Genomic DNA, 19,329 nt, shown 5'->3' with positions numbered 1-19,329 from the left:
CAGGCTCACGCCCGCTCATGCATGAAGGATACCACCTGATCCAACCCTTCGGCGCCCAGCGCCAACATCACCAGCCGGTCGACGCCGAGGGCGACACCGGCACAGTCCGGCAGTCCGGTTTCCAGCGCCTGTACCAGTCGCAGCTCCAGTGGTCGCTGTGGTAGCCCCAGCGCCGCACGCTGCTGCTGGTCAGCTTGCAGGCGTCGCGCCTGTTCAGCCGCATCGGTCAACTCATGGTAGCCGTTGGCCAGTTCGATGCCGTTGACGAACAGCTCAAAGCGGGCGGCCACCCGGCGCCCCTGCTCATCCTCGCGCACCTGCGCCAGCGCCGCCATGGAGGCCGGATAGCTGTGGATAAACACGGCACTCTGCAATCGCGGCTCCAGCACGTGGGACATCAGCAAGTTGAGCCAGGTATCGCGATCATCGTCCTCGAAAGGCGCATCCACGTGCTTACGGCAGATCCGCTGCAACTGCTCCAGACTGGCCGTATGTGGATCCAGCCCCAGCTCGGACTCGAACAGCCGGGCATAGCTTAGATAGCTCACTTCAAGATCGGGTATCACCGAGCGCAGCAGAGCGTCCACTTCCGCCATCAACTGGCGATCATCAAACCCCAGACGATACCATTCCAGCATGGTGAACTCGGGGTTGTGGCGCCGCCCAGACTCGCCGTTACGAAACACTTTAGCCATCGAATAGATATCACCACTGCCCGCGGCGAGCAGCCGCTTCATGGCGTATTCAGGCGAAGTTTGCAAATAAAGCCGTTCATCCTCGATTCCCGGCTGAAAGCCGAAACTGACCTCAAGACTGTCGATAAAAGGGTCACTGACCGCGCAATGAGACAGTACCGGAGTTTCAACTTCCAGTACGTTGCGCTCGGCAAAGAAATGACGAATCCGTTCCAGCACTTTGGCTCGGGCACGCAGATTGTGAATCGGGGCGCTGGGACGCCAGAATGACTCTTGCATCGGAATTTTGCTCAAAAACAAGAACGGCAGCCGAAGCTGCCATTTCATAAGCGAGCGGATGCCGGTGAAGGTTTACGGACACGTCATGAATACATCCCTGTAGGCTTGACTGCGACCATCCTTGGCCGCAGACAGTCCGTAAACCTCCTCCGGCTCCACTTCAGCAGAATCAGTTGGCGCGGCTGACGTACTCGCCGGTACGGGTATCGATGCGCAGCACTTCACCACGTTCGATAAACAGCGGCACACGCACCACAGCGCCAGTGCTCAGGGTAGCAGGCTTGGAGCCACCCTGGGCGGTGTCGCCTTTCAGGCCCGGATCAGTCTCAACCACTTCCAGTTCAACAAAGTTCGGTGGTGTTACGCTGATCGGGTTGTTGTTCCACAGCGTGATGATGCTCTTGTCCTGTTCCTTCAGCCACTTGGCCGCATCGCCAACCGCATTCTGATCAGCCGCGAACTGCTCAAAAGAGCTTGGATCCATGAAATGCCACATTTCGCCATCGTTGTAGAGGTACTCCATATCCAGATCCATCACATCAGCACTTTCAACCGATTCGTTGGACTTGAAGGTACGCTCCCAGATACGGCCGGTCAGCAGGTTACGCAGACGCACGCGAGTAAACGCCTGCCCCTTGCCCGGCTTTACGAATTCAACATCGACCATACTGCAGGGGTCGCCGTCGATCATCACTTTCATGCCGTTTTTGAACTGGTTGCTGGAGTAATTAGCCATAAATTGAAGGTTCCGCGTCTTGGATTCCAGAGCAGGCTACATTCTTCTGAAGGGCAGCCCGATAAATTGACAGCCATTCTACTGCAAAGGAGAATGCAGGCCAATTTATCCTGCTCACCCTGCACCGGCACTTTTGATGAATCTGCTCTACCCCACTGCCTCTGACTGGCAGACCGAACTGCGCCAGTGTATTGAAGACCCGGCTGAACTGCTGGAGTTGCTGGAACTGCCCGCAACCCTGCTTGAGGGTGCTCTGTCTGCCAACCGCGAGTTTGCACTGCGCGTGCCTCGTCCGTGGCTAAGCCGCATCCGCAAGGGCGACCCGAACGATCCGTTATTGCGTCAGATTTTGCCGCTGGCGGATGAGCTGTTGCAGGTGCCCGGTTTCAACACCGATCCGCTGGCCGAGGCCGATGCTAACCACACCAGCGGTCTGATCCATAAATATACCGACCGGGTACTGCTAATCCTGTCCGGTGCCTGTGCCATTAATTGTCGTTACTGCTTCCGACGCCACTTCCCTTACGCCGACAACCAACTGGGGCCGCGCCAGTGGCAGGCAGTGCTGGACTACCTGCATCAACACACTCAGGTCAGTGAAGTGATTTTCTCCGGTGGCGACCCGCTTGCCACACCGGACAATCGACTGCAGCGGATGCTAAGCGATTTGGGTGAAGTGCCCCATCTTCAGCGTGTACGCATCCACTCTCGCCTTCCGGTGGTCATCCCGCAGCGAGTGACAGACACCTTGATCAGCGCATTGACCTCCTCACGTCTGCAGCCGGTACTGGTACTACACGTCAATCATCCTCAGGAGATTGACGCAGATGTGATCAAGGCATGCGTGCGCCTGAAGCAGGCCGGCATCACGTTGCTTAATCAGGCGGTACTGCTGCGTGATATCAATGACAACAAATCTGTACAAAAAATACTCAGCGAGACATTGTTCTCCTGCGGGGTCCTGCCCTATTATCTGTTCGTACTGGACGCGGTCGCGGGTGCTGCACATTTTGACGTTGATGACCGACAGGCCCAGCGACTGGTAGGGGAATTGCAGTCGGAGCTGCCTGGTTACCTCGTGCCTCGGCTGGCGCGCGAGATTCCCGGGCGTCCATCCAAGACACTGCTGTTGCCATTACAGCCAGGGCAGGTTGACTGAGCGCGTTGCTCAGCCGATGTTCAGATGTAAAGCTGCACTTTTGCCCACAGAATTAAAAATGAGGATCATCAACTCCATGGAGACCTGCATGACCATACCTTCAGCCCGTCAGGTGATTCGACTGGGCAGCCTGGCACTGACGGCAGCACTGCTCAGTGCCTGCGCCCAAAAGAAGCCTGAACCGGTTGCACAGCCCAAACCAGCCCCTGTGCTCAAGCCGGTATTGATGATCAGCGACCACCGTGCCGGTGGCAGCAGTGATGCACATATCAGCTTTATCAACGGTACGGACAAGACACTGCAGTACGTGATGTTCAAAACCACCGCCTTTACCCACAGCGGTCAACGTGTGAACTCGAAAAAAAGTGGTCGTCCCGACACATGGCTTCGTGTTGCCGGCCCCTTTGCGCCGGGCGAGCACAGTGGTGACAAAGTCTGGAAGCAGGTCTGGCAGCACCGTGACCTGGGCTGTTTTCGGATTGAAGGTGCCGAGCTGATCTATGCCGAAGACCAGAGCGTGGAATACCATGCCACTGACCGTTTTGCCCTGCTCAACGGCAGCGAGCTGCGCAACAGCAACTGCGGCAACAACCTCACGGCCGAACGCACTGTACGCTAGGCACACTGACGCGACGATTATTTGTCACGTTTGGGAGGAGCCAAAGGGAAAGCCGCCACATTCCCTTTGGCCTCACTGATGCGCGCCACCCCTTCGTTGCGTACTTCGTCGATGCGAATGATGGCCTGCATCGGCACATAGCAGGTATTTACGTCAGCAAACTCCTGCTTCAGTTTTTCTTCACCGGGATCGACCAGCAACTCTGAACGATTGCCGAAAACAAACTCTTCCAACTGAATGAACCCCCACATGTCGCTTTGATAGACATGTCGGACATAAACCTCGTACACCTTGTCCTGATTGACGAAACTGACACGATAAAGACGTTCTTCACTGGCCATGGCCCGACTCACTCCGACATAAACTCTGTTGCTGCGGCGATTATGGGGGCAGCCCAAAGAAAAACAAGGCTGAGCATTTTTTGATCAGTTTGTAGCCGACAACGCCCCCCTTGGGTATAATTCGCGGTCCTCTTTCGAGGCCCTTTTTATTTTCACGACGCAACACAGGTGATTCATGGCCAAAAAGCTGTTTATCAAGACACATGGCTGTCAGATGAACGAATACGACTCCTCCCGCATGGCAGACTTGCTGGGCGAGAGCCACGCGCTGGAGTTGACGGACAATCCGGACGAAGCGGATGTCCTGCTGCTGAACACCTGCTCAATCCGTGAGAAGGCGCAGGACAAGGTGTTCCACCAGCTGGGGCGCTGGCGCAAACTGAAGCAGAACAAGCCTGACCTGATGATCGGTGTCGGTGGCTGTGTTGCATCTCAGGAAGGGTCCGCAATTCTGGAACGCGCGCCCTATGTCGACATGATTTTCGGACCGCAGACCCTGCACCGCCTGCCGGAAATGATTACCGAAAGCCGCAAGGGCAGTGTTGGCATCGTGGATGTCAGCTTCCCCGAGATCGAGAAATTTGACCACCTGCCGGCTCCCAAGGTGGAAGGCGCCGAAGCGTTTGTGTCCGTAATGGAAGGCTGCAGCAAGTACTGCACTTTCTGTGTGGTGCCTTACACCCGCGGCGAAGAGGTCAGTCGTCCGCTGGATGATGTCCTTGCTGAATGTGTCGAACTGGCGGAACAGGGCGTACGCGAAGTCAACCTGCTGGGGCAGAACGTGAACGCCTATCGCGGCGCTACCCATGACGGCGACAGCGCCGACCTGGCTGAGCTGATCCGTTGCGTGGCGGCCATCGACGGCATCGACCGCATCCGCTTCACCACCTCGCACCCGGTAGAGTTCAGCGACAGCCTGATCGATGTCTATGCGGAAGTACCCGAGCTCGTGAGTCATCTGCACTTGCCGGTACAGAGTGGCTCCGACCGTATTCTGATGGCTATGAAACGCGGTCACACGGTACTGGAGTACAAGTCCAAACTGCGCCGCATCAAGAAATTGCGTCCGGACATCAGTTTCTCCTCCGACTTCATCATCGGCTTCCCCAACGAGACCGAGGCCGATTTTGAAGCCACCATGAACTTGATCGCCGAGATCGGCTTTGACGCCTCGTTCAGCTTTATCTACAGCCGACGCCCGGGCACTCCGGCCGCCGATCTGCCGGACAACGTGGACGAAGAAACCAAGAAGCAGCGTCTGAAGATCCTGCAGGACCGCATCACTGCGCAGGCGTTTCAGATCAGCCGACACATGGTGGGCACTACGCAACGCATTCTGGTCAACGGCTATTCCAAAAAAGACCCAGGGCAGTTGTCTGGCCGCACCGAGAACAACCGAGTGGTCAACTTCCGCTGTGACAACCCTGACCTGATCGGCCACTTTGCCGATGTACGTATCGCTCAGGCCTACGCCAACTCCCTGCTGGGTGAGCTGGTCAGCTCCGAGCTTGATCACTGATTTTTCCCGAGGAGCATTTTTTGACCCCGACCCAATCCGTCACCCTGCTGCTGGAACCCAATAACCCGGCAGCCCTGCTCACTCTGTGCGGCCAGTTTGATGCTCACCTCAAACTGTTTGAGGAACGCACCGGCGTCGAGATCCGCAACCGTGGCAACCGTTTTCAGCTGGTCGGTCAGCCGACTCAGGTCAAGGCATTGACCGCACTGCTGGAGCAGATTTATCAGCAGATTCTGGGTGGCGCCGATCTGTCTCCCGAACAGATCCACCTGCAACTGCAGGGCAGTGGTCTGGATCAGCCCAAGCGCGACAAGGCCGAAACTGAAGCGGAAAAACGCTACGCCATTTGTACCCGCAAGGTATTGATCCGTCCACGCGGCGGCAATCAGCAGGACTATGTGCAGCGCATCCGCACCCACGATATAAACTTCGGCATCGGCCCGGCCGGCACCGGCAAGACCTACCTGGCCGTGGCCTGTGCCGTGGAAGCACTGGAGCGTGAAGAAGTCAGTCGCATCCTGCTGGTGCGCCCAGCGGTCGAAGCCGGTGAAAAACTGGGTTTCCTGCCCGGCGACCTGAGCCAGAAGGTTGACCCCTATCTTCGACCGCTCTATGACGCGCTGTATGAGATGATGGGGTTCGAAAAGGTTGCCAAGCTGATCGAGCGCAACGTGATCGAGGTTGCACCGCTGGCTTACATGCGTGGTCGCACACTGAACGGCTCGTTCGTGATTCTGGACGAAGCCCAGAACACCACCCGGGAACAGATGAAAATGTTCCTGACCCGTATCGGCTTCGGTTCCACTGCGGTGATCACCGGCGACAAGACCCAGATCGACCTGCCCAAGGGCACCCGCTCGGGTCTGCTGCATGCGATGGAGGTACTGGATGGCGTAAAAGAGATCGGCTTTACCCATTTCGGTTCGAAGGATGTGGTACGCCATCCGCTGGTACAGCATATTGTTGAAGCCTATGAACGGTATGAGAGCGCACAGGAGCAGGACAATTGAGCACACAGATTGATCTGCAGATTGCATGTGATGCACCCGACCTACCCTCCGAAGCCGACTTTGCACGCTGGGTGGAAACGGTTCTGAAGCAGCAGAAATCCGAAGGCGAAGTGTGCATCCGCGTGGTAAGCCCAGAGGAAAGTCGAGAGCTGAACCGCGACTACCGCGGCAAGGATGCACCGACCAATGTCCTCTCATTTCCGTTTGAAGTTCCAGCCGGAATTCCGGTCACGCTACTGGGTGATCTGGTGATCTGCGCCGAAGTGGTGGCCCAGGAGGCGGAAGAGCAACACAAGGCCCTGCAGGACCATTGGGCACACATGGTTGTGCACGGAGCCTTGCATCTGCTCGGATTCGATCATATAAATGACGACGAAGCCGAGGAGATGGAGGCGCTGGAACGCGCCCTGCTGGCCCGGCTGGATATAGCCGACCCCTATGCATTCAGAGGACCCGTATGAGCGAAGACCGATCGAGCGGCACGTCAAAAAGCTGGCTGGAAAAACTGGCCCAGGCCTTTTCTGACGAGCCCCGCAGCCGAGAGGATGTCCGCGAAATCCTGCAGCAGGCCTGCGAATCCGGGATTCTGGACAACGATGCTCATGGCATCATCGAAGGCGCCATTCAGGTCACCGAAATGCAGGTGCGGGATGTGATGATTCCGCGCTCACAAATGACCATGGTGCAGGTCAACCAGACACCACGCGAGTTTTTGCCGGTGATCATCTCCAGCGCCCACTCCCGCTTTCCTGTCTGCGGCGAGAATCCCGACGAGGTGCTTGGCATTTTGCTGGCCAAAGACCTGCTGCCTTACATGCTTGAAGGGACGCTTGATCAGTTCGACATCCGCCAGTGCCTGCGCAAGGCCACATTCATCCCTGAAAGCAAGCGCCTCAATGTATTGCTCAACGAGTTCCGCGGCACCCGCAATCATATGGCGATAGTAGTGGACGAATATGGCGGCATCGCCGGGCTGATCACCATCGAGGATGTGCTGGAGCAGATTGTTGGCGAAATCGAAGACGAGCATGACGCCGAGGAAGATGACGGCAACATCAAACCGTTCGACGATAATGGCTACCTGGTCAAGGCACTGACACCCATCGAGGATTTCAACGCCTATTTTGACGTCGGCTTCTCCGATGACGAATTTGACACCATTGGCGGCATCGTCACTCAACACTTCGGACACCTGCCGGCCAAGGATGAAAGCATTGTCATCGAAGGTTTCAACTTCAAAGTGCTGTCGGCCGACAACCGACGCCTGCGCCTGTTGCAGGTTACCCGCACCTGAGCGTGAGCACTGACCGCATGGCTCGATCACTGACGACAGTCTTTACTGCACTGCTTGCAGGTGCCAGCATCACGCTGGCACTGGCGCCCTTTGACCTCAAACTGCTGGTGTTGCTGGGTCCCGCCCTGCTTTACCTGATCCAGCGCCACCAGACACCCCGGCGATCCCTGTTCAGCGGCTACTGTTTTGGCCTGGGATTCTGGGGTGCCGGAGTCTCTTGGGTCTATGTTAGCATCAACACCTACGGCAGCGCTTCAGCCATACTGGCCACTGCGCTGACAGCGCTGTTCGTGATGGCACTGGCCCTGCTGTTTGCACTGCAGGGTTGGCTGTTTGCCCATTTGGCCCGAAACGCCGGACAGCGCTGGCTGATATTCACGGTTGTCTGGGTGGGATTCGAGTGGCTGCGCAGCTGGCTGCTGACGGGCTTCCCGTGGCTGTATCTGGGCTATGCCGTGCTGGACACCCCACTGGAGCGATGGGCACCCCTGTTTGGTATCTGGTGGCTGTCATTGATTCTGGTACTGCTGGCCACCGCCAGTGCCCGCGCTCTGGCAGATCGCAAATGGCTGCCACTGTTGCCGGGCGTGCTGCTGGCGGTCGGTTCCCTGCTGCTGCCTCAAAACTGGACCCAGCCAGCCGACTCTCCCGCACTGAAAGTCGTGCTGGTGCAACCCAACATACCGCAGTTGCAGAAATGGCAGCCGGACCAGCTGAGACGGATTCTGCAGCAACAGATGCAGCTCAGTCGCCAGCACCCTGATGCAGACCTGCTGATCTGGCCCGAGACTGCCATTCCTTCCACCTTCAATCGAGCAGCCCCCATACTGGGCCCGTTTCTGGATCAGCTTGATCACAATGGCGTCACCCTGATCAGCGGCTTTCCCTATGCCGAAGCCGACCCGAATAGCCCTTTCGGCCAGCGCTTTCACAACAGTCTGGGTATTTTCAGTAACGGCAGCGATCTATATCACAAGCAGCGGCTGGTCCCCTTTGGCGAATATGTACCGCTGGAGAAGCAGCTGCGTGGTGTGATCGATTTTTTCAACCTGCCCATGTCCAGCTTCAGCCTGCCTGAAGACAATACCGATACGCTGCAGCTGGATAACCTGCGCATTGCGCCGGCGATCTGCTATGAGATCGCCTACCCGCAACTGGTCAACCGCCTGGCCCGTGACAGCAGCCTGATGCTGACCGTATCCAACGACACCTGGTTTGGGCGCTCCATCGCGCCGGAACAACACCTGCAGATCGCCCGCATGCGGGCACTGGAAAACGGTCGCTGGCTGCTGCGCGGCACCAACAACGGCTATACAGCACTGATCGACCCCAGAGGCAAGGTCAGTGGACAGGCTCCGCTTGACAGCTCGACCACTCTCACCGGCGAGGTGCAACCGATGCAGGGCAATACGCCCTGGCAGCATTTTGGCCTCTGGCCTTTGCTGGCAGGGCTTGCAGGCCTGCTACTGCTGGGTTACTGGCGCCCAGGGCAGCGACACCCGCTCAAACACCACCGCACCACAGTGTGAACAGGCGGCAATTTTGTCGGTTGCCTTGAGCTGCTGAGACTCACCGCACTGCAGGCAGCGCAAAGTGCCCGGCGCACTGACTTCGCCTGCCAGATACTGATCTTCATCATGAGCCAGCTGTTCACGCAGCAGCTCATGCTGAACGCGAGTCTTGTCGGCCAGATCCAGCAGCGCCTGGCGCACCTTCTCTTCCAGCACCCCCAGATCGAAGTTCAGCCAAGCCGCAAGGCCATCACCGGTTTCATGCGCATAGTAACCAAGCTGCTTCAGATCACGCCGCAAATAGGCCTTCATCAGCTCGACTTCATCCCGGGTCATCTCTTCAGCAGCCAACTCCAGCTCTGCCGCTTCTTCGATCTGATCCTGCAGATAGTCCCAACTTACCTCACCGGCCTCATCAAGCCGCTGGCGCAAACGTTCCAGCACCCGATCATAGGCACGCGGTGCCTGATCCGAATGCTTTGGGGTTTTCTGTTCATGCTCGCTCATGGGCAACTCCTGTGTCAGCGGGCGGGGCCCGATTCTCGTGCCCCTTTTGCGTTCAGTATATCCCCGATTGCGGAAAAGCTCAGCGTTGCAGGTCAATCTCTGTGCTACAGCTCGCTGCCGACTTCTCCCCTGTTGACGACGAGGGGAATATTGTATGCTATGCCCCATTCAGCCTTTTGCGGCGCAGGCCCGGTGACGACCGGCCACACAGCGCAAATTCCCGTTATCAGTGAGTTGCAGCCAAGCATAATGAACGAACAATATACCCCCCAGGATATCGAGCCCAAGGTACAGCAGCATTGGGAACAACAGGACAGCTTCAAGGCGGACGAAAGTGCGCCGGGAGAGCCCTTCTACTGCCTTTCCATGTTCCCCTACCCCAGCGGCCGCCTGCACATGGGGCACGTTCGCAACTACACAATCGGTGATGTAGTTTCCCGCTACCAGCGCATGCAGGGACGCAACGTACTGCAGCCAATGGGCTGGGATGCGTTTGGTCTGCCGGCTGAGAATGCGGCAATGAAAAACAACGTACCACCGGCCAAGTGGACCTACGAAAACATCGACTACATGCGCCATCAGCTCAAGCAAATGGGCTTTGGCTATGACTGGTCACGCGAGCTGGCCACCTGCCATCCTGAATATTACCGTTGGGAGCAATGGTTCTTTACCCGACTGATGAAAAAGGGGCTGGTCTACAAGAAGGAAGCAGAGGTCAACTGGGATCCGGTTGATCAGACAGTTCTGGCCAATGAACAGGTAATCGATGGTCGTGGCTGGCGCTCCGGCGCGCTTGTCGAGCGGAAAAAGATCCCACAGTGGTTTCTGAAAATCACCGACTATGCTGACCAGTTGCTGGACGACCTGGACAAGCTCGATGGCTGGCCGGAGCAGGTCAAGACCATGCAACGTAACTGGATCGGTCGCTCGGAAGGGGTCGAACTCAGCTTCCAGGTGGACGGCTACGGCGAACTTGAAGTGTTCACCACCCGCCCAGACACCCTGATGGGCGTAACCTACGTAGCAGTTGCGGCCCAGCATCCATTGGCGTTGCAGGCCGCTGAAAACAATGCCGAGCTGGCTGCATTCGTCGAAGAGTGTCGCCACACCAAGGTTGCCGAAGCCGACATGGCAACCATGGAAAAGAAAGGTATGGCACTGGGAATTGAAGCAGTACACCCGCTGACCGGTGAAAAGCTTCCGGTCTGGACAGCCAACTTCGTACTGATGGATTATGGTTCTGGTGCGGTGATGTCAGTACCAGGCCACGACCAGCGCGACTGGGAGTTTGCCCGTAAGTACGGCTTGCCAATCAAGCAGGTCGTCGCACCGCTGAATGGCGATGTGATCGTAGACCTCGAAAAAGAAGCCTTTACCGACAAGGGCGTACTGGTTAACTCCGGCGATTTTGACGACTTGGAATTTGATGTTGCCTTCAAGGCCATCGCCCGAGAGCTGGAACGCAAGAACAGGGGCCGCACCACCATCAACTACCGCCTGCGTGACTGGGGTGTTTCACGCCAGCGTTACTGGGGCGCACCGATTCCCGTGATCAACTGCAACAGCTGCGGCGCCGTAGCGGTTCCGGAAGACCAGCTGCCGGTGCGTTTGCCGGAAGAGGTCGAATTCGATGGCACAGGCTCACCGATCAAGAAGATGCGCGACTTCATCGACACGACCTGCCCCAAGTGCGGCGGTCCTGCTGAACGTGAAACCGACACCTTCGATACCTTCATGGAGTCCAGCTGGTACTACGCCCGTTACGCCAGCATGAATCCTGATGCCATGCTTGACCCCAAGCAGGCCAATCATTGGCTGCCGGTGGATCAGTACATCGGCGGTATCGAACATGCCATTCTGCATCTGCTCTACTCGCGCTTCTTCCACAAACTGATGCGTGACGAAGGTCTGGTCGACTCAGACGAGCCATTCAAACGCCTGCTGTGTCAGGGCATGGTACTGGCCGACAGCTTCTACTATGAAAACGAAAAAGGCGGTCAGGTGTGGGTCTCCCCGGCTGACGTTACCACCGAGAAAGACGAAAAGGGCCGCGTGATTCGTGCCACCGACGCCGCAGGTCGAGAGCTTAACCATGACGGCATGTCGAAGATGTCCAAGTCCAAGAACAACGGCATCGATCCGCAGATCATGATCGACCGCTACGGTGCCGATACCGTGCGTCTGTTCATGATGTTTGCCGCGCCGCCGGAGCAATCGCTGGAATGGCTCGACTCGGGAGTAGAAGGGGCACACCGCTTTCTGCGTCGCCTCTGGAAGCAGGTGCATGACCATCTGCAGCAGGGTATCGCATGCCCGGCACTGGACATTGAAGCACTCGACGAAACGCAGCGCGACCTGCGTCGCAAGGTGCACGAGACCATTGCCAAGGTCAGCGATGACATGGAGCGCCGTCAGACCTTCAACACGGCCATTGCGGCCGTGATGGAACTATCCAACGCTATTGGCCGTTTTGTCGATGTCAGCGAACAGGGCCGTGCCGTCACACGTGAGGCACTGGAAGCGGCCATCCGCCTGCTGTCGCCCATTGTGCCTCACATTACGCATCAGCTCTGGCTTGAACTGGGCCACACGAATGACCTGCTGCACACTCCGTGGCCCCGGGTGGATGCATCGGCGCTGACCCGCGCCAGCGTTGAACTGGTTGTGCAGGTCAACGGCAAGGTTCGCGCCAAGATTACCGTATCCGCCGATGCGGACGAAGACGTGATCCTGCACACCGCCCTGGCCAGCGAAAACGTACAGAAGCACCTTGAAGGCAAAACGATTCGCAAAAAAATCGTTGTGCCCGGCAAGCTGCTCAATATTGTTGTGGGCTGAACGGAGACTGCCATGACCAAGCGCCTGACCCTGCCCCTGTTTGCTGTACTGATGAGCCTGACACTGAGTGCCTGCGGCTTCAAGTTGCGCGGCCTTTATGATGTACCGGAGGTACTGCGTCAGGTGCATCTGGTAACCGAGTCCACACCCAGTCAGATTGAGCCGGAACTGCGCTCGGCACTGGAGGTGAACCGGATTAGCCTTACGGAGTCGGGCCGCTATCAACTGGAAATACTGTCGGAGCGGCATACTCGCCGTATCGCCACATTGACCGGTAACGCCGATGCGGCTGAATATGAACTGCGCTCGGAAATCCGTTTCCGGGTACTGGATCGTCAGCATGACAATGCGGTCGTAATGCCCGAACGCAGAATCATGAACGAACGTGTTTATCGCAACGAGCGCGACAACATTACTGCCAGCGGCTCACAGGAAATACTGATCAGACAGCAGATGCTGCAGGATCTTGCCCAGCAAGTGGTACGTCAGTACCTGCGCGTCAACACCGCGCAATGAAAACCCGTGCGGAACAGCTGAACGCTCAGCTGCAGCGACTCACTTCCCCCTTTCCGGTATTTATGGTCACCGGGGACGAGCCGCTGCAGCATGCTGAAAGCTGCGATGCCATTCGCGCTTGGCTGCGTCAGGCAGGTTTTACCGAACGCGACGTGATGCATGTGGATGCAGGCTTTTCCTGGGAGCGCCTGCTGGAAAGCGCCAACGCCCTGTCCCTGTTTGCCGACCGCAAGATCATTGAGCTGCGCCTGGGCAGCCAGAAACTGGACAAACAGGCCAGTGCACTGCTGCAACGCTATCTTGATAATCCCGCCCCCGACAATGTGCTGTTGATTCAGGCCGACCGACTCGATGCCGGTGCAAAAAAAAGTGCCTGGTTCAAGCAGGTCGAAAAATGTGGGCTGGTAGTAGAGATCTGGCCAGTTGAGCCTGAACAGCTGCCGCAGTGGATGTCACAGCGAGCTGCCGCTCAAGGACTCCAGCTCAGTAGCGATGCACTGCAACTGCTGTGTGCACGGATAGAGGGCAATCTGCTGGCTGCCAAACAGGAACTGGATAAGCTCAACCTGCTTTACCCCAGCCAAACCATCGATGCCGAGCAAGTGGTTGAAGCCGTCGCTGACAGCTCCCGTTACGACATTTTTGCGCTCAGTGATGCCGTACTGATGCGCGACCCCGCACGCTGCCAGAAAATCCTGCAGGTCCTGCGTCAGGAAGGCATCGAGGCCACTCTGGTACTTTGGGCTCTGACCCGAGAGATCCGTAGCCTACTCAACCTGCAGCGCGGACTGGCCTCAGGCGTACCCTATGACACCCTGTGCCAGCGAGAGAAAATCTGGGGCAAGCGCAAGCCACTGATGCGCAAGGCTTGTCAACAGACGCCAGCAGCAAGGCTGGAAAGCCTGCTGGTACTGAGCCATGATATTGATTTGGCGATCAAGGGCCAGCTCAACAGTTGCCCCTGGCTGCTGCTGTCCAGCCTCACACTCGAGCTGTCCGGCTGCCAGCTGGGCCTGCCACACCCGATACACTGAACTGACAGACTCCGGCACGCCTGTTAGTATTCAACGGCAGACTTGGTTGAGGAGCCGGCATGAAGCTGTTGCGATACTCTGTATTACCGATCATTCCCCTGCTGCTGACCGCCTGTGGAGAGCCCCCACCCGAACGGATGAAGCAAGGGGATAAGCTGTATGCCTACTACTGCCAAAACTGCCACCAGAAAGCCGGACTTGGCCCTTTTCTGGAACAGGTCCCACTCACTGAACGCTCATTGCAGAGACACGAGATTGTCCTGATGATCAAGCATGGCTACGATCAGGGGCACACTCACATGCCCACCTTCAGCCAACTCAGCGACCTGCAGGCCGATGCACTGGCGGAATTTGTCATCGAGCGACGCAGGGCTCAGGCAAGAACCCCCTCAAACCCCAACTGACGCCAGGCCTCGTACACCACGACAGCGCAGGCGTTGGACAAATTCAGACTGCGACTGTCAGCCAGCATCGGCAGACGCAGGCCTGAGTACTGCTGAATGACTTCAGCGGGAAGACCTCGGGTTTCAGGGCCGAACAACAGCAGATCGCCGGGAGCAAAGTCGGCATCAGCATAACCACGCTTTGCCTTGGTCGTCAGCGCCCAGACTCGCCGGGGCCGAAGCGTCTCCAGGCAGGACTGCAGATCATCATGTACCTGTACCCGGGCCCACTCATGGTAATCCAGCCCTGCCCGACGCAAACGTTTGTCATCAAGATCAAACCCAAGTGGCCGGATCAAGTGAAGACGAAAGCCGGTGTTGGCACACAGGCGGATGATGTTCCCGGTATTCGGTGGAATTTCGGGTTGGTAAAGGGCCAGATCAAGCATCAGAGTCTCCGGTGGATCGGCCCACATTATACCGGCCAGCGGTTAATCGTCACCCTCTTCGTCATTAAGACCGGAGGTATCCATCTGCAGCTCCTTGATCTTGCGCGTCAAGGTGTTGCGCCCCCAACCCAGCAGACGAGCGGCATCACGTCGGCGACCCGCAGTGGATCCCAACGCGGCGGTAATCATGACGCGCTCAAAGGCCGGCACAGCCTCCTGCAGGATACCTTCTGAGCCTCGTGCCAACTGCTGTTCGGCCCAGAGCCTCAATCCTTCCTGCCAGCTGCAACTGGTGCCGGCCACCTTGGGATCATGTTGCTGCTGCTCCAGCAGCTCTGGCGGCAGATCAGAGACCAGCACCTCACGCCCGGATGCCATCACAGTCAGCCAGCGACAGGTATTTTCCAGCTGACGCACATTGCCAGGCCATGACAGATCACACATGAACTCGGCCGTTTCCGGTTTCAGTACCTTGGGTTCTACCGCCAGCTCTTCGGCCGAACTGGCCAGAAAGTGCCGTGCCAGGCGCGGAATGTCTTCGCGCCTCTCCGCCAGCCGCGGGATATGGATGCGGATCACATTGAGGCGGTGAAACAGATCCTCACGGAAACGCCCGTCCCGTACCAGCTTCTCCAGATTCTGGTGGGTTGCAGCAATGATCCTGACATCCACTCGCACCGGTGTATGACCGCCAACCCGATAGAACTCGCCATCGGCCAGTACACGCAGCAGTCGAGTCTGGGTATCCGCCGGCATATCACCAATTTCGTCCAGAAACAGGGTGCCACCATCCGCCTGCTCAAAACGGCCGCGACGGCTCGCGGCGGCTCCGGTGAAGGCACCTTTCTCATGCCCGAACAGTTCGGACTCAATCAGGTCTCGCGGAATCGCCGCCATATTCAGTGGAATGAACGGCTTCTCTGCTCGCGGGCTGTGCTTATGCAGGGCATGAGCAACCAGCTCCTTGCCGGTGCCCGACTCACCGTTGATCAGTACCGTGATATTGGAGTGCGCCAACCGCCCAATGGCACGGAACACCTCCTGCATGGCAGGCGCTTCACCGATAATTTCAGCCGCCTGCTCAGGCTGGGGTTGTGCCGTCTGCTCGCGCTGTTCCTGGGCATGTGCAACCGCACGTCGCACCAGTGAAAGTGCCTCATCCACGTCAAATGGTTTGGGCAGATACTCAAAGGCACCGCCCTGATAGGAGGCCACGGCACTGTCGAGATCCGAATGGGCTGTCATGATGATGATCGGCAGCTGCGGCATCACCTCGTGCAGATGCTGCAACAGCTTCAGCCCATCCATGCCCGGCATGCGCACGTCACTCAGAATGGCATCCGGGTGCTCGTCTTCCAGTCGCGCCAGCAGTGGCTGCGCCGAATCGAAGGCTTCGGTCTCGAAGCCTGCCGATGTCAGCGCCTTGTCGAGAACCCAGCGGATCGAGCGATCGTCATCAACGATCCAGACCTTGGCTGCTTGTGTCATGACTCAACTCCAGTGGTATAAACAGGTTGAAGCGGGTCTGCCCCGGCTCCGACGTAAATTCGATCAGCCCCTTGTGCTGATTCATGATCGACTGGGCGATGGACAGGCCCAGGCCGGACCCCTGCGCCCGACTGCTGACCATAGGGTAGAAAATGGTATCGGCAATATCGTCGGGTATGCCCGGACCGTTGTCGATTATCTCAAGTGAACACACCAGCCGATGCCGCTCTGTACCCAATGTAATCTGGCGCAGTGCTCGTGTACGCAGCATGATCTGGGGAGCCGTTGTACCGGCCTCCTCCATCGCCTGTACCGCATTGCGGATGATATTCAGAACCGCTTGAATCAACTGGCCTCGAGCACCATCAAACTCGGGAATACTCGGATCATAGTCGCGCATCAGTTTGACGCGATTGCCGGTTTCGGCCTTTACCAGGCTGCAGACATGCTCAAGAATGGCGTGAATGTTCACCCGCTCAATCACCGGCAGCTTATGCGGCCCCAGCAAGCGGTCCACCAGGTGGCGCAGCCGATCCGCTTCTTCAATAATGATCTGGGTGTATTCGTGCAACTCTGCCCGATCAAGCTCGCGGTCCAGCAACTGAGCAGCCCCGCGGATGCCGCCAAGCGGATTCTTGATCTCATGTGCGAGCCCTCGTACCAGTATCCGTGCACTGGCATGACGGGTGAGCAGTTCCTCTTCCCGTTCAATTCGCATCAATCGGTCACGGGCCTGTATCTCAAGCAGAATCCCTCCATCCGGTATCGGGTTGACGCTGTAATCAACGGTCAACTCCTGCCCGGTCTGAGTCACCAGCCGTGCTTCCCGCTTACTGTAGGGGTGGCCGCTGCACAATGACTGGCGCAGGACATCCAGCTCCGCTTCACTGGACGACAGCCACTCTTCAATGGGGCGATTTTTGAGCCGTCGCGCACTGGCCTCCAGCAACATTTCAGCGGCCGGATTCATGTACTGGATGCAAAGGGACTCGTTCAGTACCAATACCGAACTGGTCAGGTTATCCAGTATCTGCTTGTGTGACTGTGAACGGGACATCGGCTGCTCTCCTTCCTGACCCTTCTCATGCAAGAAAAGCGCCAGTTTTTCTGAAATCCCAATCGCCCGGCATATGGGGCTTGAGGCCAAACCAAGGCCCTGTAGGTCAGCTATTGAAAATGGTATTACGCACCATAATAGTGCAAAGATTTAATCCGGTGCACTCTTGCACCGGAAACGCACAAGCCTGAATGCCGGAGACAAAAAAGGCCTCCCGAGGGAAGCCTTTTCAGTTTTACAACTCAGTGTCGAATTACACGGAGTAGTACAGGTCGAACTCGACCGGGTGAGTGGTCATGTTCACTTTGGCCACTTCTTCACGCTTCAGCTTGATGTACGCATCCAGCATGTCGTCGGTGAATACGCCGCCACGTGTCAGGAACTCACGGTCTTCTTCCAGAGCATCCAGCGCTTCGGTCAGAGAAGCGACAACAGTCGGGATCTCTTTTGCCTCTTCCGGCGGCAGGTCGTACAGATCCTTGTCAGCCGGATCGCCCGGGTGAATCTTGTTCTGGATACCGTCAAGGCCGGCCATCAGCAGCGCTGCAAAGCAGAGGTACGGGTTGGCAGCCGGATCAGGGAAGCGCGCTTCAACACGACGCCCTTTCGGACTGGTGGTGTACGGAATACGCAGGGAAGCGGAACGGTTGCGAGCGGAGTACGCCAGCATTACCGGTGCTTCGAAGCCCGGGACCAGACGCTTGTAGGAGTTGGTAGACGGGTTGCAGATAGCATTCAGCGCTTTGGCGTGCTTAACGATACCACCAATGTAGTACAGAGCGGTTTCGCTCAGACCACCGTAGCCGTCACCCGCGAAGATGTTTGCACCGTCCTTGGACATGGACAGGTGAACATGCATGCCGGAACCGTTATCACCAACCAGCGGCTTGGGCATAAAGGTAGCGGTCTTGCCGTATGCGTGTGCAACGTTGTGTACACAGTACTTCAGGATCTGAACTTCGTCTGCCTTGGCGACCAGGGTGTTGCCACGCACACCGATTTCACACTGACCGGCAGTCGCCACTTCGTGGTGGTGTACTTCGATGGTCAGGCCCATGGCTTCCATGGCATCACACATCGCTGCACGCAGATCGTGCAGGGAATCAATCGGCGGAACCGGGAAGTAACCGCCTTTGACGCGCGGACGGTGACCGGTGTTACCACCTTCGATCTTGTGGTTGGATGCCCATGATGCTTCTTCAGACTGGATGCTGTAACCGCAGCCGCTGATGTCAGCATGCCATTCAACACCGTCAAACACGAAGAATTCTGGCTCTGGGCCCAGCATGGCGGAATCAGCGATACCGGTAGACTTCAGGTATTCTTCAGCACGTCGCGCAACAGAACGCGGATCACGCTCATAACCCTGGCCAGTAGCCGGCTCGATGATGTCACAGCGTACGATAACGGTTGCATCTTCGGTAAAGGGATCCAGAACGGAAGCACTGTCATCCGGACGCAGGATCATGTCGGATTCCTGAATACCCTTCCAGCCGGCAATGGAAGAACCATCAAACATTTTGCCGTCTTCAAAGAAGTCATCACCCATGTCTGTGACAGGGATGGTCACGTGCTGCTCCTTGCCCTTGAAATCGGTGAAGCGCATGTCGATCCATTTTGCGCCGCTTTCTTTGATCAGATTCAGAGTCTTCTCTGACATTTGGCTATCCCCACTCGTTATTAAGTATTGCCAAAACAATACTTCTGTCATTACGGATCCGGAAACCGGTTTGCTATTACATAAGCAAAGGCTGTGCCATCTTGAAAATCATGCTAACCCACTGATTTTCTGCTTATCTCACATCCTTTGATAATACAGAAGGCACCAAAATCGTGCATGCCGGGAAATAATGACCCATTAAGGTGCATTGATGGTCGATTTTGGGGCCGTACT

19 protein-coding genes are annotated in these 19,329 nt (G+C 57.1%); 11 read left to right on the top strand and 8 right to left on the bottom strand.

Annotated features, from left to right (window positions below; genetic code table 11):
• Positions 1 to 5 precede the first annotated feature (5 nt).
• Positions 6 to 974, bottom strand: coding sequence for an EF-P lysine aminoacylase EpmA (gene epmA / locus ACAM29_RS17735; protein WP_369624926.1), 969 nt, complete (start codon positions 972 to 974; stop codon positions 6 to 8).
• Between the two features lie 169 nt (positions 975 to 1,143).
• Positions 1,144 to 1,710, bottom strand: coding sequence for an elongation factor P (gene efp / locus ACAM29_RS17730; RefSeq protein WP_091826850.1), 567 nt, complete (start codon positions 1,708 to 1,710; stop codon positions 1,144 to 1,146).
• Positions 1,711 to 1,846: 136 nt separating this feature from the next.
• Between efp and epmB the strand changes: the two genes are divergently transcribed.
• Entirely contained in the window at positions 1,847 to 2,869 is a 1,023-nt protein-coding gene (epmB, locus tag ACAM29_RS17725) for an EF-P beta-lysylation protein EpmB (protein WP_091826849.1), read from the top strand.
• 88 nt (positions 2,870 to 2,957) lie between these two features.
• Entirely contained in the window at positions 2,958 to 3,488 is a 531-nt protein-coding gene (locus ACAM29_RS17720; protein WP_091826848.1) for a hypothetical protein, read from the top strand.
• A 17-nt stretch (positions 3,489 to 3,505) separates the two neighbouring features.
• On the opposite strand, the gene ACAM29_RS17715 is transcribed toward ACAM29_RS17720, so the two are convergent.
• Positions 3,506 to 3,829 carry a DUF1820 family protein gene (locus ACAM29_RS17715; RefSeq protein WP_091826847.1) on the bottom strand — a complete coding sequence of 108 codons (324 nt, stop codon included), beginning with the start codon at positions 3,827 to 3,829 and terminating at the stop codon, positions 3,506 to 3,508.
• 175 nt (positions 3,830 to 4,004) lie between these two features.
• Here ACAM29_RS17715 and miaB point away from each other — a divergent pair, with 175 nt between their 5' ends.
• From miaB to lnt, 5 genes are read left to right on the top strand one after another with little or no spacing between them, the layout of a single operon-like run.
• Positions 4,005 to 5,348: a tRNA (N6-isopentenyl adenosine(37)-C2)-methylthiotransferase MiaB gene (gene miaB / locus ACAM29_RS17710; RefSeq protein ID WP_091826846.1), complete on the top strand. Its 1,344-nt coding sequence runs from the start codon at positions 4,005 to 4,007 to the stop codon at positions 5,346 to 5,348.
• Between the two features lie 20 nt (positions 5,349 to 5,368).
• Positions 5,369 to 6,358 (top strand): PhoH family protein, encoded by a 990-nt coding sequence (locus ACAM29_RS17705; RefSeq protein WP_369624925.1) that lies wholly within the window; start codon positions 5,369 to 5,371, stop codon positions 6,356 to 6,358.
• Positions 6,355 to 6,819 (top strand): rRNA maturation RNase YbeY, encoded by a 465-nt coding sequence (gene ybeY, locus ACAM29_RS17700; protein ID WP_091826844.1) that lies wholly within the window; start codon positions 6,355 to 6,357, stop codon positions 6,817 to 6,819. The genes ACAM29_RS17705 and ybeY overlap by 4 nt, the downstream gene beginning before the upstream one ends.
• A complete protein-coding gene (locus tag ACAM29_RS17695) occupies positions 6,816 to 7,652 on the top strand; it encodes an HlyC/CorC family transporter (protein ID WP_206836445.1) in 837 nt (278 codons plus the stop codon). The genes ybeY and ACAM29_RS17695 overlap by 4 nt, the downstream gene beginning before the upstream one ends.
• A gap of 17 nt (positions 7,653 to 7,669) precedes the next feature.
• Complete coding sequence (lnt, locus tag ACAM29_RS17690; protein ID WP_369624924.1) at positions 7,670 to 9,181, top strand: apolipoprotein N-acyltransferase; 1,512 nt, start codon at positions 7,670 to 7,672, stop codon at positions 9,179 to 9,181.
• Here lnt and ACAM29_RS17685 read toward each other — a convergent pair.
• On the bottom strand, positions 9,116 to 9,670 hold the full coding sequence (locus tag ACAM29_RS17685; RefSeq protein WP_091826842.1) for a metalloendopeptidase: 555 nt from the start codon (positions 9,668 to 9,670) through the stop codon (positions 9,116 to 9,118). The two genes, lnt and ACAM29_RS17685, sit on opposite strands and share 66 nt — an antisense overlap.
• 249 nt (positions 9,671 to 9,919) lie before the next feature.
• On the opposite strand from ACAM29_RS17685, the gene leuS reads away from it, so the two are divergent.
• The 4 genes from leuS to ACAM29_RS17665 are packed head-to-tail and all read left to right on the top strand — an operon-like array spanning position 9,920 to position 14,462.
• On the top strand, positions 9,920 to 12,508 hold the full coding sequence (gene leuS, locus ACAM29_RS17680; RefSeq protein ID WP_369624923.1) for a leucine--tRNA ligase: 2,589 nt from the start codon (positions 9,920 to 9,922) through the stop codon (positions 12,506 to 12,508).
• Between the two features lie 12 nt (positions 12,509 to 12,520).
• On the top strand, positions 12,521 to 13,024 hold the full coding sequence (gene lptE, locus ACAM29_RS17675; protein ID WP_206836455.1) for an LPS assembly lipoprotein LptE: 504 nt from the start codon (positions 12,521 to 12,523) through the stop codon (positions 13,022 to 13,024).
• The gene (gene holA / locus ACAM29_RS17670) at positions 13,021 to 14,058 is read left to right on the top strand and encodes a DNA polymerase III subunit delta (protein ID WP_369624922.1); all 1,038 of its coding nucleotides are present in this window, start codon (positions 13,021 to 13,023) and stop codon (positions 14,056 to 14,058) included. The genes lptE and holA overlap by 4 nt, the downstream gene beginning before the upstream one ends.
• A 59-nt stretch (positions 14,059 to 14,117) precedes the next feature.
• The gene (locus ACAM29_RS17665; protein ID WP_369624921.1) at positions 14,118 to 14,462 is read left to right on the top strand and encodes a cytochrome c; all 345 of its coding nucleotides are present in this window, start codon (positions 14,118 to 14,120) and stop codon (positions 14,460 to 14,462) included.
• Here the strand turns inward: ACAM29_RS17665 and trmL are convergent.
• The 4 genes from trmL to glnA form a co-directional block, all read right to left on the bottom strand.
• The gene (gene trmL / locus ACAM29_RS17660; RefSeq protein ID WP_369624920.1) at positions 14,432 to 14,890 is read right to left on the bottom strand and encodes a tRNA (uridine(34)/cytosine(34)/5-carboxymethylaminomethyluridine(34)-2'-O)-methyltransferase TrmL; all 459 of its coding nucleotides are present in this window, start codon (positions 14,888 to 14,890) and stop codon (positions 14,432 to 14,434) included. The two genes, ACAM29_RS17665 and trmL, sit on opposite strands and share 31 nt — an antisense overlap.
• Positions 14,891 to 14,932: 42 nt before the next feature.
• Positions 14,933 to 16,378, bottom strand: a complete 1,446-nt coding sequence (gene ntrC, locus ACAM29_RS17655) for a nitrogen regulation protein NR(I) (RefSeq protein WP_369624919.1) — start codon at positions 16,376 to 16,378, stop codon at positions 14,933 to 14,935.
• Entirely contained in the window at positions 16,347 to 17,435 is a 1,089-nt protein-coding gene (gene glnL, locus ACAM29_RS17650) for a nitrogen regulation protein NR(II) (RefSeq protein WP_369624918.1), read from the bottom strand. The genes ntrC and glnL overlap by 32 nt, the downstream gene beginning before the upstream one ends.
• 253 nt (positions 17,436 to 17,688) lie before the next feature.
• Positions 17,689 to 19,095: a glutamate--ammonia ligase gene (gene glnA, locus ACAM29_RS17645; protein ID WP_369624917.1), complete on the bottom strand. Its 1,407-nt coding sequence runs from the start codon at positions 19,093 to 19,095 to the stop codon at positions 17,689 to 17,691.
• Positions 19,096 to 19,329: the final 234 nt, after the last annotated feature.

This window comes from Marinobacterium sp. BA1 (genome assembly GCF_041155135.1).
Classification (GTDB): Bacteria; Pseudomonadota; Gammaproteobacteria; order Pseudomonadales; family Balneatricaceae; genus Marinobacterium; species Marinobacterium iners.
The sequence above is the reverse complement of the archived record's forward strand: the minus strand, read 5'-3'. Positions and strand labels throughout refer to the sequence as shown.

What these genes read in the sequence shown, in the direction of transcription:
- ACAM29_RS17695 (WP_206836445.1), top strand. Translation starts at nt 6,816, where the DNA reads ATGAGCGAAGACCGATCGAGCGGCACGTCAAAAAGCTGGCTGGAAAAA.
- epmA (WP_369624926.1), bottom strand. Translation starts at nt 974, where the DNA reads ATGCAAGAGTCATTCTGGCGTCCCAGCGCCCCGATTCACAATCTGCGT.
- ACAM29_RS17665 (WP_369624921.1), top strand. Translation starts at nt 14,118, where the DNA reads ATGAAGCTGTTGCGATACTCTGTATTACCGATCATTCCCCTGCTGCTG.
- epmB (WP_091826849.1), top strand. Translation starts at nt 1,847, where the DNA reads ATGAATCTGCTCTACCCCACTGCCTCTGACTGGCAGACCGAACTGCGC.
- ACAM29_RS17685 (WP_091826842.1), bottom strand. Translation starts at nt 9,670, where the DNA reads ATGAGCGAGCATGAACAGAAAACCCCAAAGCATTCGGATCAGGCACCG.
- lnt (WP_369624924.1), top strand. Translation starts at nt 7,670, where the DNA reads ATGGCTCGATCACTGACGACAGTCTTTACTGCACTGCTTGCAGGTGCC.
- efp (WP_091826850.1), bottom strand. Translation starts at nt 1,710, where the DNA reads ATGGCTAATTACTCCAGCAACCAGTTCAAAAACGGCATGAAAGTGATG.
- lptE (WP_206836455.1), top strand. Translation starts at nt 12,521, where the DNA reads ATGACCAAGCGCCTGACCCTGCCCCTGTTTGCTGTACTGATGAGCCTG.
- glnL (WP_369624918.1), bottom strand. Translation starts at nt 17,435, where the DNA reads ATGTCCCGTTCACAGTCACACAAGCAGATACTGGATAACCTGACCAGT.
- ACAM29_RS17715 (WP_091826847.1), bottom strand. Translation starts at nt 3,829, where the DNA reads ATGGCCAGTGAAGAACGTCTTTATCGTGTCAGTTTCGTCAATCAGGAC.
- ACAM29_RS17720 (WP_091826848.1), top strand. Translation starts at nt 2,958, where the DNA reads ATGACCATACCTTCAGCCCGTCAGGTGATTCGACTGGGCAGCCTGGCA.
- holA (WP_369624922.1), top strand. Translation starts at nt 13,021, where the DNA reads ATGAAAACCCGTGCGGAACAGCTGAACGCTCAGCTGCAGCGACTCACT.
- glnA (WP_369624917.1), bottom strand. Translation starts at nt 19,095, where the DNA reads ATGTCAGAGAAGACTCTGAATCTGATCAAAGAAAGCGGCGCAAAATGG.
- leuS (WP_369624923.1), top strand. Translation starts at nt 9,920, where the DNA reads ATGAACGAACAATATACCCCCCAGGATATCGAGCCCAAGGTACAGCAG.
- trmL (WP_369624920.1), bottom strand. Translation starts at nt 14,890, where the DNA reads ATGCTTGATCTGGCCCTTTACCAACCCGAAATTCCACCGAATACCGGG.
- miaB (WP_091826846.1), top strand. Translation starts at nt 4,005, where the DNA reads ATGGCCAAAAAGCTGTTTATCAAGACACATGGCTGTCAGATGAACGAA.
- ntrC (WP_369624919.1), bottom strand. Translation starts at nt 16,378, where the DNA reads ATGACACAAGCAGCCAAGGTCTGGATCGTTGATGACGATCGCTCGATC.